Origin of the sequence: Kitasatospora sp. NPDC004615 (assembly GCF_042873545.1) — a bacterium.
Lineage (GTDB): Bacteria > Actinomycetota > Actinomycetes > Streptomycetales > Streptomycetaceae > Kitasatospora.
In genome coordinates, this window is the sequence record NZ_JBIALQ010000002.1 from 305161 (window position 1) to 319453 (window position 14293).

The following is a 14293-nucleotide window of genomic DNA, read 5'->3' on the forward strand; positions in this document are numbered from 1 at the left end:
CGAGCTACCGAGCTGCTCCACCCCGCGTCGGTGAAACAACCGTAGCACGGTCGCGGGGTGGAACAGCAAATCAGTTCCCGCAGCTCAGCCGGTCAACCGGTCGTCGGCGGCGCCGACGAGGAACTGACCGAGTCGTTCTTCGACTCGGCCGCCAGCGCGGCATCCAGCGCCTTCTGCAGCGCCTGCTGGGCCTGGCCGTACGCCACCCAGTCGCCGTTCTTCAGCGCGGCCTGACCGTCGGTGAACGCCTTCTGGGCGTCCGCCAGTGCCTTGGCCAGCGCCGGGTTGTCGCCCGGCTTGGGCGTCGCCGGCGGGGTCGGGGTGGTGGGCGTGGTGCTGCCGCTGCCCGGGTCGGCGGGGGCGGTCGGGGTGGTGGCCCCGGCGCCGGCCGAGCCGAGCACCTTCACCAGCGCCTTGTCCAGGGTGTCCTCCAGCGCCACGTTGTGGTCGCCGTACACCGCCAGCACCTTCTTCAGCACCGGCACCTTCGCGCCGCGCGCCACCAGGTACACCGGCTCGACGTTGAGGATGCCGCCGCCGACCGGCAGGGTGAGCAGGTTGCCGTACACCAGGTCCGAGTCGCTGCCGCTGCGCAGCAGGGTCAGCTGGCGGGCGACGTCGGTGTCGGAGTTGAACTTCGCCTGGGTCAGCGCCGGACCGAGCGCGCCCGATTCGGCCGTCATCCGCAGGATCCGCAGCTTGCCGTAGTCCGGCCCCGGGTCGGCCTCCGCGGCCATGAACGCGGCCAGGTTCTTCCGGCCCGAGGGCACGAACGAGGTGGTCAGCGAGAAGTTGGCCTTCTTCGCGTCCGGCATCCGCAGCGTCAGGTAGTACGGCGGCTGCACCTCGTCGGCGTTGACGGTCGGGTCGACCGGCACCTCCCAGATGTCGGTGCCGTTGAAGAACGCCGTCGCGTCCGTCACGTGGTACATCCCGAGCAGGTCTCGCTGCACCTTGAACATGTCCTGCGGGTAGCGCAGGTGCGGCAGCAGCTCCGCCGGGATGTCCGCCTTCGGCTGGACGGTGCCCGGGAACGCCTTCATCCAGGTCTTCAGCACCGGGTCGGCGTCGTCCCACTGGTAGAGCGTCACCTCACCCGTGTACGCGTCGACCGTGGCCTTCACCGAGTTGCGGATGTAGTTGACCTCGTTGACGGCGCTCAGGGTGCGGCCGCGCTGGTCGGTCAGCGAGTCCTTGGTGGCGTCGCCGAGCACCGTCTTGGACGAGAACGGGAAGCCGTCCGAGGTGGTGTAGCCGTCCAGCACCCACACCAGCCGGCCGTTCTCCACCACCGGGTACGGGTCGGCGTCGATCGACAGCCACGGCGCGACCTTCTCCACCCGCTCCTTCGGAGTGCGGTCGTAGAGGATCTTCGCGCCGTCCTTGATCGCCCCGGAGTAGAGGAGCTGCGGCTCGGCGAACTTCACCGCGTACGCGGCCCGGGTCAGCGGGTTGTCCAGCGAGACGCCGCTGCCGCCGGTGTACTGGTACGTCCGGTCGGGGTCGGAGTCCCGGGTGTAGTCGATCTCGTCCATGCCGGGGCCGACGACCGAGTACGTGGTGGACTTCTCGCCGTAGTACACCCGCTCCTGGTAGTCGCCCAGCGACCCGGTGGTCGGCAGCGACTGCTGCGTGTAGACCGGGTTGCCGTTGGCGTCCACCTGGTTGCCCTTGGCGGCGACCACGCCGTACCCGTGGGTGTACTTGAAGTGGTCGTTGATGAAGTTGCGCTGCTGCACGCCCGTCAGGTCCAGCTCACGCACGCCCAGCACGGTGTCCTGGTCGCCGTACCGGTCCACGTCCAGCGTCTTCGGGAACGCGTAGTACTGGCGCAGCGCCTGGTTCTGCTGGAACGTCGGCGCCACCACGTTCGGGTCCAGCAGCCGGATGTCGGAGATGGTCTGCGCGTCCAGCTTCAGCTTCTCCGCGTCCGTGGAATCGGTCGGCGTGTACTGCTTCACCTCGGTGTCGGCGATGCCGTACGCCTGCCGCGTCGCGTCGATGTTCTTCTGGATGTACGCCGTTTCCTTGGCCTGCTCGTTCGGCTTGACCTGGAACTGCTGCACGATCGCCGGGTACAGCCCGCCGACCAGCACCGCCGACAGCGCCATCAGCCCGAAACCGATCAGCGCCGGCGCCCAGGTCCGCCGCACCGGCGTCAGGAAGAACAGCACCGCGCAGATGATCGCCACGAAGAACAGGATCGTCTTGGCCGGCAGGAACGCGTTCGCGTCCACGTACCGCAGACCGGTCCAGCCCTCGACGCCCTTGTACGACTCGCTCTTCACCGCCAGCGCATACCGGTCCAGCCAGTACGCCACCGCCTTCAGCAGCACGAACACGCCCAGCAGCACGGCCAGATGACCCTGCGCCCCGGCACTCGCCCGACGGCCCGGCCCCTGCAGCCGAAGACCGCCGTACAGGTAGTGCACCGCCGTCGCCGCCAGCAGCGACACGATCACCGCGCTGAACGCGAAGCTCAGCAGGAACTGGTACCACGGCAGTTGGAACGCGTAGAACGAGACGTCCAGGTGGAACTGCGCGTCCTTCTGCCCGAACGAGGTGCCGTTGATCCACAGCATCCAGGTCCGCCACTGCGCGCCCGCGGCCGCGCCGGCCGCCAGGCCGACCAGCACCGACAGGCCGATCAGCAGCCACTTGCGGAACGGCGCCACGCCCATCCGGTAGCGGTCCAGGCTCTGCTGCTCCACCGACATCGCCGCCAACGGCGGCCGCAGCCGGTACGCCAGCCACAGGTTGGCCCCGACCACCAGCGCCATCAGCAGCCCGAACACCGCGAACAGGCCGACCTTCACGCCCAGTTGCGACGTGAACACCGAGCCGTACTTGACCGACTTGAACCACAGCCAGTCGGTCCACAGCCCGGCGAACATGCCGAACAGCAGGAACAGCACCGCGAGCACGCCGACCGTCAGCAGCAGCACCTTCGTCCGGCGCGGCGGCGGCCCGACTCTCGCTCGGAAACCCGGATCGGAACGATCCGGCATCTGGAAGGTCAAGACGCCACCTCAGCTGTTGTTGTCGTTGGGGATGACAGTGCCGCGCCGTGGACGGGCGGACACCGGACTCCAATGCAACTTAAACAGTCTTTACCGGAGTTCCCGGACACTGCGTCGGAGTTGGAGACGGCCCCCCCGGACATGTGAGGATGGCCCCATGCCCGACTCCCCTGACCTGACCTCCGCCGCCGCCGGCATGCCCGCCGCCACCCCCCTCACCCGGGCCGCGCTGGAGATCGACGAGCACGCCGCCACCCTCGGCTGGGACAACCCCGCCCGCCTCTTCGCCCTGGTCGACAACGCCCAGATGCGCAAGGCCAATCCGCGGCTCGCCACCCAGCTCGGCCTGGACGAGAACCCGACCGGCCTCACCCCGGTCGAGCAGGAGGAGATCCCCGCGGGCACCGAGCTCGACCGCTTCCTCGGCACCATCGCCTGGCCCGACGGCGTGGTCGGCTGCGCCCTGGTCGTCGAACGGCTCATGCTCCCGCCCGGCGCCGAATCCTCCCGCCCGAAGAACGCCACCGAGCAGGAGATCAACGACTGGGTGGCCACCCACCCCCAGCGCCAGGAAGTCCGCATCACCGCCGCCGTCCTGCGCGACGGCGCCCGCGAGGTCGCCCTGCGCCTGCGCGAGAAGGACATCGCCCGCGAGGTCCTCACCGGCCCCGACCTGGTCCCCAACCTCACCCAGGCCCTGCTCGCGACGTTCCAGTAAGGGCAGACCGAGGGCGCGGGGAACGCACCCAACGGAAAGGTCGCGACGCAGGGCAATGACTTGCCGTCCGTCGCGACCTTTCCGGGACAGCCACTACTTGTTGCAGCTGGGCAGCGCCGCCTTGTCCCCACTCCGGATGGAGTCGAGCGCCTTGACCGCCCCCGCCAGATTGTCGACCTTCACCAGCGTGAGCCCGGACGGCGTCCCCTTCGTCGCCTCCGAGCAGTTGTCCGCCGGGGTGAAGAAGTACTCGGCGCCCTTGTCGCGGGCCGCGATCAGCTTCATCTGAATGCCACCGATCGGCCCGACCGCGCCGGTGTCGTCGATGGTGCCGGTGCCCGCCACGAACTTGCCGCCGGTGAGGTCGGTGGGGGTGAGCTTGTCGACGATGCCGAGGGCGAACATCAGGCCGGCGCTGGGGCCGCCGACGTCCTGCAGGCCGATGTCGATCTTGAACGGGTAGACGTGGTCGACGCCGGGCGTGATGCCGACGATGGCCCGCTCCTCGTCCGGTGCCTTGCCGGTGGTGATGGAAACCTGCTGCTGGTCCGCCGGATCCGGAGTCGTCGAGCCGGTCTTGGCGTGCGGGACGACGGTGAAGACGGCGGTCTCGCCGGGCTTGTGCTTCATCACCTGCTCGGCGACCTGGGTCCGGCTGGTGATCGCCGTCCCGTCCACCGCGACGATCTGGTCGCCCGCGTGCAGCTTGCCCTCCGAGGGGCCGCCGGAGGTCACCGAGGAGACGATGATCTGGGTGGTGACCGGGATGTCCAGCTGCTTCAGCGCGGCGGTCTTCGCGCTGTCCTCGGAGGAGGCGAACTCCTCCGCGTTCTGCTGCTGGGCCTCCTGGTCGGTCTGGCCCTTCGGGTACACGTTGTCGTGCGGCACCACCAGCACGTCGCCCCGCATCCAGCCGACGATCGCGGAGATCAGGCTGGGCTGGTAGTTCGCCCCGGTGACCTGGACCGTGGTCATGTTGAGGTGACCGCTGGTCGGGTAGGTGTCGCGCCCGGTGATGGTGATCACCGGGGTGCCGGTCTTGTCCTGCACGCCGAGGGTGTTGTACGTCGGCCCCGGGCTCATCTCGGTGAACGGCACCTTCATCAGGACCGAGGCACAGAGCAGGCCTATCAGCAGCAGGGTGGCGGCGAGCATCGTCGCCGATCGGCGTGGCATGGCACGACAGTACGGGAAGTCCGGGTCGCGATGCACCGCTCTGCGGCCCGCCGCTGTGCTCCCACCAGCGCCTCCCGCGGCGCTACTTGCCGCCGGAACGTTCGCTGCCGGTGCTGCGCTCCATCGCGGCGCGGAAGCGTTCGTGTTCGGCGAGCGAGGACGGGTCGGTGATGGAGCGCGGCGGTCGTGCCGCCCATCCCGCCCAGACGGAGGCCAGCAGTCCGGCCACTACAGGAATGATCAACCAGGCAAGCGCAGCCATCTTCGAACTCCCCACAGGCTCGTCATGCGTATCAGCAGATTAGCCGCCTACTGGGGGAACGGCGCGTGCGGTGTCCGAGTTACGGGACGGCGTGGCGTGCCCACCGTTCCGAGATACCCCCGAACGGGGAACGAGCGGGACGCGAAGCGGACACGGGCGGTCAGCAGGACCCCGCTCCGACCCATTCCTCCTCGCCGTCGGCGAAAACCTGGTGTTTCCAGATCGGCACCTCGTGCTTGAGGTCGTCGATCAGCCGACGCGAGGCCTCGAACGCCTCGCCGCGGTGCGGACAGGACACCGCGACGATCACCGCGACGTCGCCGATCTCCAGCCGTCCGGTACGGTGCACAGCCGCCAGCGCCCGGACCGGGAAGTCCGCGCAGACCTTCTCCGCGATCCGGCGCAGCTCCCGCTCGGCGGTCGGATGGGCGCTGTACTCCAGCGCCGTGACCGCCTTCCCGCCGTCGTGGTCGCGCACCGTGCCGACGAACAGCGTGGTGCCGCCCGCCGCGTCGTCACCGACCGCCGCGTGCACCTCGTCGAGGGAGAGCGGCGTCTCACGGACGGCGAGCAGCCGGATCGGGTCGTGGTTCTCGGACATGCCCCTCATCATTCCGCATCCGACCCGGGCCCCGGCAGCAGGCTTCGGACCGCGGAACGGCCGTCCGCGGTGCGACAAACCCGACGGTCAGATCCGGCGGTGCTTGCGGGCCCGGCGGACCAGCGCCGCCGTACCGATCAGGGCCACCGTCGCACCGGCCGCGCCCAGGCTGGTGGCGGCCTCCTTGCCGCCCAGCCGGCGACCGGCCACCGCGTGCTTGCCGGACACCTGGGCGAGCAGCTCGGCCAGCACCTCCTCGTTGGTGTGCTTGGGCCGCCAGCCCGCCTCGTGCAGCCGGCTGCCGGAGACCACCCACGGGTACATGGTGTAGGCGAGATCACCGGCCGGGGCCGGGGTCAGGCCGAGGCGGTGCAGCCGGGCGGCGGTGCCCAGGGCCAGCGAGGCGGGCAGTTCCATCCGGCGGATCCCGGACAGCTCCTCCACGTCCTCCTGCTCCAGCCAGCCGTCGCAGCCGACCGTCACCTCGCCCTCGACCAGGCCGAGGGCGGCGTACTCCAGCGCCGAGGCCAGGTCGTCGAGGTGGCAGAACTGCCAGCACGGGCGGGAGCCGGCCACCACCAGCAGGCGCGGGGCCTCGAAGTGGCGGGTGAGCACGGTGTCGATGCCGGGGCCGACCACCACGGCCGGGCGCAGCACGGTGATCTGCAGCCCGGGGTGGGCGCGCGGGGCGCGGCGGGCGAGCCGTTCGATCTCCAGCAGGTCACCGACCAGCGAGGCCTCCTCGGTGGCCCGCAGTTCGGAGTCCTCGGCGAGCGGGACTTCGTTGTCGGCCAGCGCCCCGTAGACCATCGCGGAGGTGCACAGCACCACCCGGTGCACGCCGGCCGCCGCGGCGGCGGTCAGCACGGTCTGTGCGCCGCGCACGTTGTAGGCACTGCGGGTGCGCGGGTCGGACTCCATGCCGAGGTCCATCGCCAGGTGCACCACCACGTCCACGCCGGACAGCCGCTCGGCCACCGCCGGGTCGCGCACGTCGAGTACCCGCCAGTGCACGCCGGGTACTTCGCCGCGGCGGTCGTCCACCGCGAGCACCCGGCGGACGTGCGGGGAGGCCACCAGGCGCTGGGCGACGCGCTCGCCGAGCACGCCGGCGGCGCCCGTGACGGCCACGGTGAGCGGTTTGCCGCCGTAGGCTGGAGGCGGCGAACCGGCGTCGGCCGGCACGTCCTCGCCCTCGGTCAGCCCAGAGCGAACGTCCGAAGGCGGGGAACTCACCGGCCATCCTCCACGGTTAGCTTAAGTGCGTACGCACGAGTGTCACGCACTGTCCATCCTGCCCGAGGCTCGGCCCCAGCGGTGCACCCGGCGCGGTCGGCCGCGAGACCATTGGCCGCGAGACTATTGAAACTGCCCGGAGCCTCCGGGCAACAGAATTTCCCGCCACACCCGCGTGACGGCCGATCAGATCGAGGACCCCGTGAGCGACCTCCCCTTCGGATTCGGCGTTCCCCCCGAGGAGCCCGAGGACGGCAAGAACAAGGGCAAGAAGGACGGCGAGCAGGGCGACTCGACCCCGCAGCCGTTCGGCTTCGGCAACGGAAACCCCTTCGGGGCGCTGTTCGGCATGGGCGGCGCCGGCGGGGCGGGCGGCGACAACCCGTTCGCCGCGATGATGGGCGGCTTCAACCCCAACGACCTGGGCGCGGCGTTCCAGCAGCTCGGGCAGATGCTCTCGTTCGAGGGCGGCCCGGTGAACTGGGAGCTGGCCAAGAACATCGCCCGGCAGACCGTGGTCGCCGAGCAGCCCGAGGGGAAGACCAAGGACCGCTCGGTGGGCGCCGCCGAGCGCACCGCCGTCGTCGAGTCGGTCCGGCTTGCCGACCTGTGGCTGGACTCGGCGACCGAGTTCCCGTCCACCTCCTCGGCGGCCGTGGCGTGGAGCCGCGCCGAGTGGATCGAGGCCACCCTGCCGGTGTGGAAGGACCTGGTCGACCCGGTCGCCGAGCGGGTCGGCAACGCCATGGGCGGCGTGCTGCCCGAGGAGATGCAGGCCATGGCCGGGCCGCTGATGGGCATGATGCGCTCCATGGGCGGCGCCATGTTCGGCACCCAGATCGGGCAGGCGCTCGGCGCGCTGGCCGCCGAGGTGCTCGGCTCCACCGACGTCGGCCTGCCGCTCGCCCCCGCCGGGAAGGCCGCGCTGCTGCCGCAGAACATCGCCGAGTTCGGTGACGGCCTGAACGTGCCCGCCGAGGAGGTCCGGCTCTACCTGGCCCTGCGCGAGGCCGCCCACCAGCGGCTCTTCGCCCACGTGCCGTGGCTGCGGGCACACCTGTTCGGCGCCGTCGAGGCGTACGCGCACGGCATCAAGGTCGACACCTCGCGGATGGAGGAGCTGGTCGGCCAGCTCGACCCGAGCAACCCCGAGGCCCTGCAGGACGCGCTGGCCGGCGGCCTGCTGCAGCCCGAGGACACCCCCGAGCAGAAGGCCGCGCTGGCCCGGCTGGAGACCGCGCTCGCCCTGGTCGAGGGCTGGGTCGACGCCGTCGTGCACGCCGCCGCCACCCCGCACCTGCCGCACGCCGCCGCCCTGCGCGAGACGCTCCGCCGTCGCCGCGCCACCGGCGGCCCCGCCGAGCAGACCTTCGCCACCCTGGTCGGCCTGGAGCTCCGCCCGCGCCGCCTGCGCGACGCCTCCCGTCTGTGGGCCTCACTCGCCGACGCCCGCGGCGTCGAGGGCCGGGACGCGCTCTGGAGCCACCCCGACATGCTGCCCACCGCCGCCGACCTGGACGACCCGGACGGCTTCGTGCACCGCGACACCACCGCCGAGACCGAAGGCGGCTTCGACTTCGACGCGCTGAACAAGCTGCTCGGCGAGGCCGCGGGCGGCGGCGCCGGGAAGCCCGACCTGACCAAGGGCGACGCCTCCACCGGGGGCGACGCCTCCACCGAGGGCGACTCCGACAAGCCCGCTTCGGGCAAGTCCGCCCCGGACAAGGACGACGACGGCACGGAGGGCGACACCAAGTGACGTCGCTGCACACCGACGCCGTCCGCGCGCTGACCGACTGGGCGCCCGACGAGGACGGCCAGCAGGAGCTGCGCCGCGACTACCTGGCGCACCTGGCGGCCCACCCCGACGGCCTGTGGCGGGCCTGCCTGCCCGGCCACATCACCGCCAGCGCGCTGGTGGTCGACCCGGCCGAGGGGCGGGTGCTGCTGACGCTGCACCCCAAGGTCGGCAGGTGGCTGCAGATGGGCGGCCACTGCGAGCCCGGGGACGAGACGCTGGCCGCGGCGGCGCTGCGCGAGGCCGTCGAGGAGTCCGGCATCGCCGAACTGGAGCTGCTCGCGGTCGGCGGCCGCACCGCGCCGGTGAAGCTGGACCGGCACCACGTGCACTGCCTGGGCAAGGACCGGCCGGAGAACATCCACCTGGACGTGCAGTACGTCGCCCTCGCCCCGGCCGGGGCGCGCGAGCTGATCAGCGAGGAGTCGCTGGACCTGCGTTGGTTCGGCTGGGAGCAGCTGCCGGCCGACACCGACCACTCGGTGCGCGACCTGGTGGCGCGGGCCCGGGCGCTGGTCTGAGGCCACTCGCTTCCGAGGCCACTCACTTTCGAGGCCACTCGCTTTCGACCCCTGCGGGGCCCTGACGGGTCCGGCAGGGGTCGTCGCGCGTCCGGGAGACCGTCAGGTGTTCCGGGCGCCGGGGATGTGCGGCAGCCGGGCGGCGGAGGCGACGCCCTCCAGGTAGCCGCGAGCCCGCTCGGTGCGCGGGTAGGCGTCCAGCAGCGCCCAGAACCGGGGGCCGTGGTCGGGCACCAGCAGGTGGGCGAGCTCGTGCAGCAGCACGTAGTCCACCACGTACTCGGGCATGCCCTGGAGACGGTGGGAGAGCCGGATGGTGCGCTCGCTGGGGGTGCACGAGCCCCAGCGGGAGTTCTGGTTGGTCACCCAGCGGACCTGGTCGGGCTCGGCGCGGCCGCCCAGGTACAGCTCGGAGAGCTCGGTGGCCCGGGCCTGCAGGGCCTCGTCGCCGAGCACCCGGCGCTTCTCCTGCGCGGCCAGTTTGTCCAGCATCTGCGCCACCCAGCGCTGTTCCTCGGCGTGCGACATCCGGGCCGGGATCAGCACCACGGTGCGGTCGCCCTCGCGGTAGGCGGAGACGGTGCGGCTGCGGCGGGCGCTGCGGCGCACCTCGACCTTGCTGCGGTCGATGCCCCGCTCGGGGCCGCGGGCCCGGTCGGCCTCGGTGCTGGCATGCGCACCGGGCGCCGCGGCCGTGGACCCGGAGGCCGCCCGGGCACGCCTACGCGACGCCGACCGATGGGAGTCGCGTTCGGCTGCCATGGCATGGACGTTACCCCGTCCTCGCGACAGAAGTCCGGCACCGGGACGGCGCGGCCCCGGGGACCACCCGGGCGCGTTGTCCACAGGCTGTGCACGGTGATGACCGGATTGTCAGTACGGGCCTGTGGACAACGCGCTTTCATGTACGGAAGGTCGCGGGCATGCTGCGGTCACCAGTTGATCCGACGCCTCGACCGGGACGCCGGAGACCGACGCTTGGAGGACCGACATGCGCCCCGTGATCAAGCCCGCCCTGTCCCGGCTCTGGCGGGAGAAGCAGACCCTGCAGTTCGGCACCGTCCGGCGGCACGCCCGCCTGATCGAAGGCGTCGACCGCAAGCTCGCCATGTTCCTGGAACTGATCGACGGCACCCGGGACGGGCCCGCGCTGGTCGCCGCCGGGAAGCGGATCGGCCTGAGCTCCGAGTACTGCCAGGGCATGCTCGACTCGCTCGCCCGGAGTGAACTGCTGGACGACACCGAGGCCTTGGCCAACGTGCTGGAGCTGCACCCGCCGGCCCGCCGGGAGTTGCTCGGGCCCGACCTCGCCTCGCTCTCCCTGGTGCACCCCGCGCCCGAGGAGGCCGCCGCCGTGGTGCAGAGCCGCGCCGCGGCCCGGGTCGAGGTGCGCGGTGCGGGGCGGGTCGGCGCGGCCGTCGGCACCGCGCTGGCCGCCGGCGGCATCGGCGAGGTCGCCGTGCTCGACCGCGGCCGGGTCACCGTCCGGGACTGCGCACCCGGCGGTTTCCCGCCGGGAGACGTCGGGCGGCTGCGTGCCACCGCCGCCCGCGAGTTGGTGCACCGCGCCATCGGTGCCCCGGTCGGCGAGCGCTACAAGCGGCCGCCCGCCACTCCCCCACCGCCCACCCTGGTGGTGCTCGCCCCGCGGGACGGCTCGGCCGCGTACACCGGCGCCGCCGTCGACGCCCAGGAGTTGATGCGGGCCGGCATTCCGCACCTGTACACCGGGGTGCTCGAACACCTCGGCGTGGTCGGCCCGTTGGTCGTCCCGGGGGCCTCCGCCTGCGGCAGCTGCGCCACCCTGGCCCGGCGGGACGAGGACGAGGCCTGGCCCCGGCTGCTCGCCCAGCTGATCGACGAAGGCCCCGGCCGCCCCCGCGCCCCGGCCTGCGACGGCGCGGTCGCCGCCTCCATCGCCGGGCTCGCCGCCCTGCACGTCCAGCTGTACCTGGACGGGGTGTTGCCACCGAGCGTGGACGGCTGGTGCGAACTGTCCGCGGCCGACGGCATGGTGCGGAGGCTGCGGCTGCGCAGTCACCCCGACTGCGGTTGCCTGTGGCAGTCCGTCACACCCGCCCAAGCGGGCACAATGGCATAGGACATGCCTTCGGGTCCGTCCGGCGAGACCCAGCCGATCCACCGCACGCCCTGCCCGGTGCACGCCTCCGGAGCGCGCGGCCCGGCGGGGAGGAGCGCCGGGCGGGCCCCGGGAGTCCACGCACCACCGCCGGCGGGGGGCCGCCGGTCGGTCCGGCTGATCTGGAGGTCCGGTGAGCGATCTACCGCGCAAGGCAGTGACCGGCACGGCGCGACCGGTCGCCCACCCGCGCCCGGCGGCGGCCCGGCGGCATGTGGCGACGGCTGGTTTGGCGACGGCGACGGCCGCTGTTGACCGCACGGTCCGAACGGAGACGGCCGATGTCTGAGATGCCGCGCAAGGCGGTCTCCCGTACGGCCCGGCTGGCGGCGCTGCCGCTGAGCTTCGCCGGCCGTGCCACGCTCGGCCTGGGCAAGCGGCTCGGCGGGCGTCCGGCGGAGGAGGTCGCGGCCGAGCTCCAGGCCCAGACCGCCGAGCAACTCTTCGCCACGCTCGGCAAGTTGAAGGGAGGTGCGATGAAGTTCGGGCAGGCCATGTCGGTCTTCGAATCGGCCCTCCCGGAGGACGTGGCGGGCCCCTACCGGGCCGCACTGACCAAGCTCCAGGACTCCGCCCCGGCCATGCCGACCCGCACCGTGCACTCGGTGCTGGCCGCCGACCTGGGCGACGACTGGGCCGCCAACTTCCGCTCCTTCTCCGACCAGCCGTCCGCCGCCGCCTCCATCGGCCAGGTGCACCGGGCCGTCTGGCAGGACGGTCGGGACGTCGCGGTCAAGATCCAGTACCCGGGCGCGGGCGACGCCCTGCTCAGCGACCTCGGCCAACTCGCCCGGCTGGCCCGGATGCTGGGCCCGCTGATCCCGGGCATGGACATCAAGCCGCTGATCGCCGAACTGCGCGAGCGGGTCACCGAGGAGCTCGACTACCAGCTGGAGGCCGAGTCGCAGCAGCTGCACGCCCAGGAGTTCGCCGACGACGCCGACATCCGGGTGCCCCGGGTGGTCGCCCAGTCCGGGCGGGTGCTGGTCACCGAGTGGCTGGACGGCAAGCCGCTGTCCCAGGTCATCTCCGACGGCACCCGGACCGAACGCGACCGGGCCGGGCAGCTGCTCGCCCGCTTCCTGTTCGCCGGCCCGGCCCGCACCGGCCTGCTGCACGCCGACCCGCACCCTGGCAATTTCCGGCTCGTCAAGACCGGCCGGGCCGCCTCCAGTTGGCAGCTCGGCGTGCTCGACTTCGGCACCGTCGACCGCCTCCCCGGCGGTCTGCCCCGCCCGATCGGCACCTCCCTGCGGCTCGCCCTGGCGGGCGACGCAGGCGCCGTCTACGACCTGCTCAAGCAGGAGGGCTTCGTCCGCCCGACCATCTCGCTCGATCCGGACGCGGTGCTCGACTACCTGCTGCCGATCATCGAACCCACCCGTGCCGAGCAGTTCACCTTCAGCCGCGAGTGGATGCGCACCCAGGCCGCCCGGATCGCCGACCCGCGCTCCCCCGCCTACAACCTCGGCAAGCAGCTCAACCTCCCGCCCTCCTACCTGCTGATTCACCGCGTTACGCTCTCCACCATCGGTGTGCTCTGCCAGCTCGGCGCCACTGTCCGCCTGCACGAAGAACTCCTCCACTGGCTGCCCGGCTTCGCCGAGCCCGAATAGACGCCCGCCGCACGGACGGACGGAAGAGGGCACGGGCATGCAGGTGACGGACCACACGCGGTGGGAACAGCCGTTCCCGGTGCGGTTCCTGATCGTCGGCGAGCGCGACGACGAGGACGCGACCGGTGTGGACCTGCTGCTCGGCCGGTGCGCCGCCGTCGAGGGGCTGTTCGCCGACCCGCCGCCGCCACCGCGCGAGGTCCTGGTACTGCGCGGCTGCACGCCGGGCGTGACGGCGGGATGGCTGGGGTCGGCCATGATCAGGGGGCGGTCGGACGCCGGGCGGGAGCACTGGTGGGAACTGCTGGACGCGGAAGTCCTCGTGGTCGGGCCGTACTCCGCTGATCCGGCGCTGGTCAACCTGGTGGTCTCGGCGGCGATCGGCAAGGTGGAGGACTTCCGCTTCGCCCAGGACCCGTGCGAGAGCTTCGAGTTGGTGAGCAGCCAGGACGAGCCCCTGACGACGTGCGTGCTGGTGGCGGGGCTGCTGAAGAGCCGGCCCGGGTGCACGTCGCTGCCGGTGCGGCTGATCGGCTTCGAGCCCACCGAGCCGCTGCGGGCGCAGTTGGACAGCGGGAGTCAGCGTTGGCCCGCCTACACCGAGCTGTGGGCACTGGACGACACCGGCCGGGTCATGGCCCGCGTCCCCACCGGGCTGAGCATCGACGGCACCTCGCCGTCGGTGCTCCGCGGCGGCCTGCTGGACGTGGATCTGTCGGTCTCGCCCGGCCGACTGCCCGGCTCGGCCGCCCGCGAGGTCTGGCGGCAGTGGCAGCCCGGGCCGCCGCAGCAGCCGGGCAGCTGGCGCGGGTTGAGCGTCGCCGCCAAGGAGGAGTGGCAGTCGCTGGCGCTGAATCGGCGCGATCCCGAGCCGGACCGCTCCGGTGGCGAGTACCACCTGGCGGGCGCGGGCGTCGAGGACGAGACCGGCCTGCACTGCGCCCTGGGCGAGGCGATCAACGGCCCGGGCGGCTACTACGGGCGGGAGTCGACGGGCTTCGAGGACTGCCTGGGCGGCGGCTTCGGCGCGGTCCCGCCGTTCACCCTGGTCTGGCACGACTTCGCCGCGACGGAGCGGGAGTTGGCGGAAGAGACCGACCTGCCCGCGGGGCGGAGCTACCCGGAGTTCCTGGCCAGGGCGATGGAGTACCGCAAGGTGCGGGTGGTCCGCGCCTGACGGTCCGCCGGGGAGCGCCCGGCGAGCG

The 14293-nt window shown here is 72.2% G+C and carries 12 protein-coding genes and 1 tRNA gene (1 of these 13 cut by a window edge); 6 read left to right on the plus strand and 7 right to left on the minus strand.

The window, feature by feature from the left end:
- A tRNA-Met gene (locus tag ACFYS8_RS08260) sits at window positions 1-27 on the minus strand (it extends 147 nt beyond the left edge of the window).
- A gap of 65 nt (window positions 28-92) precedes the next feature.
- A complete protein-coding gene (locus ACFYS8_RS08265) occupies window positions 93-3008 on the minus strand; it encodes a UPF0182 family protein (RefSeq protein WP_387638861.1) in 2916 nt (971 codons plus the stop codon).
- A gap of 169 nt (window positions 3009-3177) precedes the next feature.
- Between ACFYS8_RS08265 and ACFYS8_RS08270 the strand changes: the two genes are divergently transcribed.
- On the plus strand, window positions 3178-3738 hold the full coding sequence (locus ACFYS8_RS08270) for a PPA1309 family protein (protein ID WP_387637502.1): 561 nt from the start codon (window positions 3178-3180) through the stop codon (window positions 3736-3738).
- Between the two features lie 93 nt (window positions 3739-3831).
- Here ACFYS8_RS08270 and ACFYS8_RS08275 read toward each other — a convergent pair whose 3' ends face one another.
- The 4 genes from ACFYS8_RS08275 to ACFYS8_RS08290 form a co-directional block, all read right to left on the minus strand.
- The gene (locus ACFYS8_RS08275; RefSeq protein WP_387637504.1) at window positions 3832-4914 is read right to left on the minus strand and encodes a PDZ domain-containing protein; all 1083 of its coding nucleotides are present in this window, start codon (window positions 4912-4914) and stop codon (window positions 3832-3834) included.
- Between the two features lie 82 nt (window positions 4915-4996).
- On the minus strand, window positions 4997-5176 hold the full coding sequence (locus ACFYS8_RS08280; RefSeq protein ID WP_387637507.1) for a hypothetical protein: 180 nt from the start codon (window positions 5174-5176) through the stop codon (window positions 4997-4999).
- Window positions 5177-5336: 160 nt separating this feature from the next.
- The gene (locus ACFYS8_RS08285) at window positions 5337-5777 is read right to left on the minus strand and encodes a molybdenum cofactor biosynthesis protein MoaE (protein WP_387637510.1); all 441 of its coding nucleotides are present in this window, start codon (window positions 5775-5777) and stop codon (window positions 5337-5339) included.
- An 87-nt stretch (window positions 5778-5864) separates the two neighbouring features.
- Entirely contained in the window at window positions 5865-7013 is a 1149-nt protein-coding gene (locus tag ACFYS8_RS08290; RefSeq protein ID WP_387637512.1) for an NAD-dependent epimerase/dehydratase family protein, read from the minus strand.
- 202 nt (window positions 7014-7215) lie between these two features.
- Here ACFYS8_RS08290 and ACFYS8_RS08295 point away from each other — a divergent pair, with 202 nt between their 5' ends.
- Complete coding sequence (locus tag ACFYS8_RS08295) at window positions 7216-8772, plus strand: zinc-dependent metalloprotease (protein ID WP_387637514.1); 1557 nt, start codon at window positions 7216-7218, stop codon at window positions 8770-8772.
- On the plus strand, window positions 8769-9332 hold the full coding sequence (locus ACFYS8_RS08300; RefSeq protein ID WP_387637516.1) for an NUDIX hydrolase: 564 nt from the start codon (window positions 8769-8771) through the stop codon (window positions 9330-9332). Before ACFYS8_RS08295 ends, ACFYS8_RS08300 begins: the two co-directional genes overlap by 4 nt.
- A 102-nt stretch (window positions 9333-9434) precedes the next feature.
- Here ACFYS8_RS08300 and ACFYS8_RS08305 read toward each other — a convergent pair whose 3' ends face one another.
- Window positions 9435-10094 (minus strand): M48 family metallopeptidase, encoded by a 660-nt coding sequence (locus ACFYS8_RS08305; RefSeq protein ID WP_387637518.1) that lies wholly within the window; start codon window positions 10092-10094, stop codon window positions 9435-9437.
- A gap of 229 nt (window positions 10095-10323) precedes the next feature.
- On the opposite strand from ACFYS8_RS08305, the gene ACFYS8_RS08310 reads away from it, so the two are divergent.
- The 3 genes from ACFYS8_RS08310 to ACFYS8_RS08320 all read left to right on the plus strand — a co-directional run bounded on the left by ACFYS8_RS08310 (window position 10324) and on the right by ACFYS8_RS08320 (window position 14265).
- Window positions 10324-11433 (plus strand): ThiF family adenylyltransferase, encoded by a 1110-nt coding sequence (locus tag ACFYS8_RS08310; protein WP_387637521.1) that lies wholly within the window; start codon window positions 10324-10326, stop codon window positions 11431-11433.
- Between the two features lie 320 nt (window positions 11434-11753).
- A complete protein-coding gene (locus ACFYS8_RS08315) occupies window positions 11754-13088 on the plus strand; it encodes an ABC1 kinase family protein (RefSeq protein WP_387637523.1) in 1335 nt (444 codons plus the stop codon).
- Window positions 13089-13125: 37 nt separating this feature from the next.
- Complete coding sequence (locus ACFYS8_RS08320; protein ID WP_387637525.1) at window positions 13126-14265, plus strand: hypothetical protein; 1140 nt, start codon at window positions 13126-13128, stop codon at window positions 14263-14265.
- The last annotated feature ends 28 nt before the right edge of the window (window positions 14266-14293 follow it).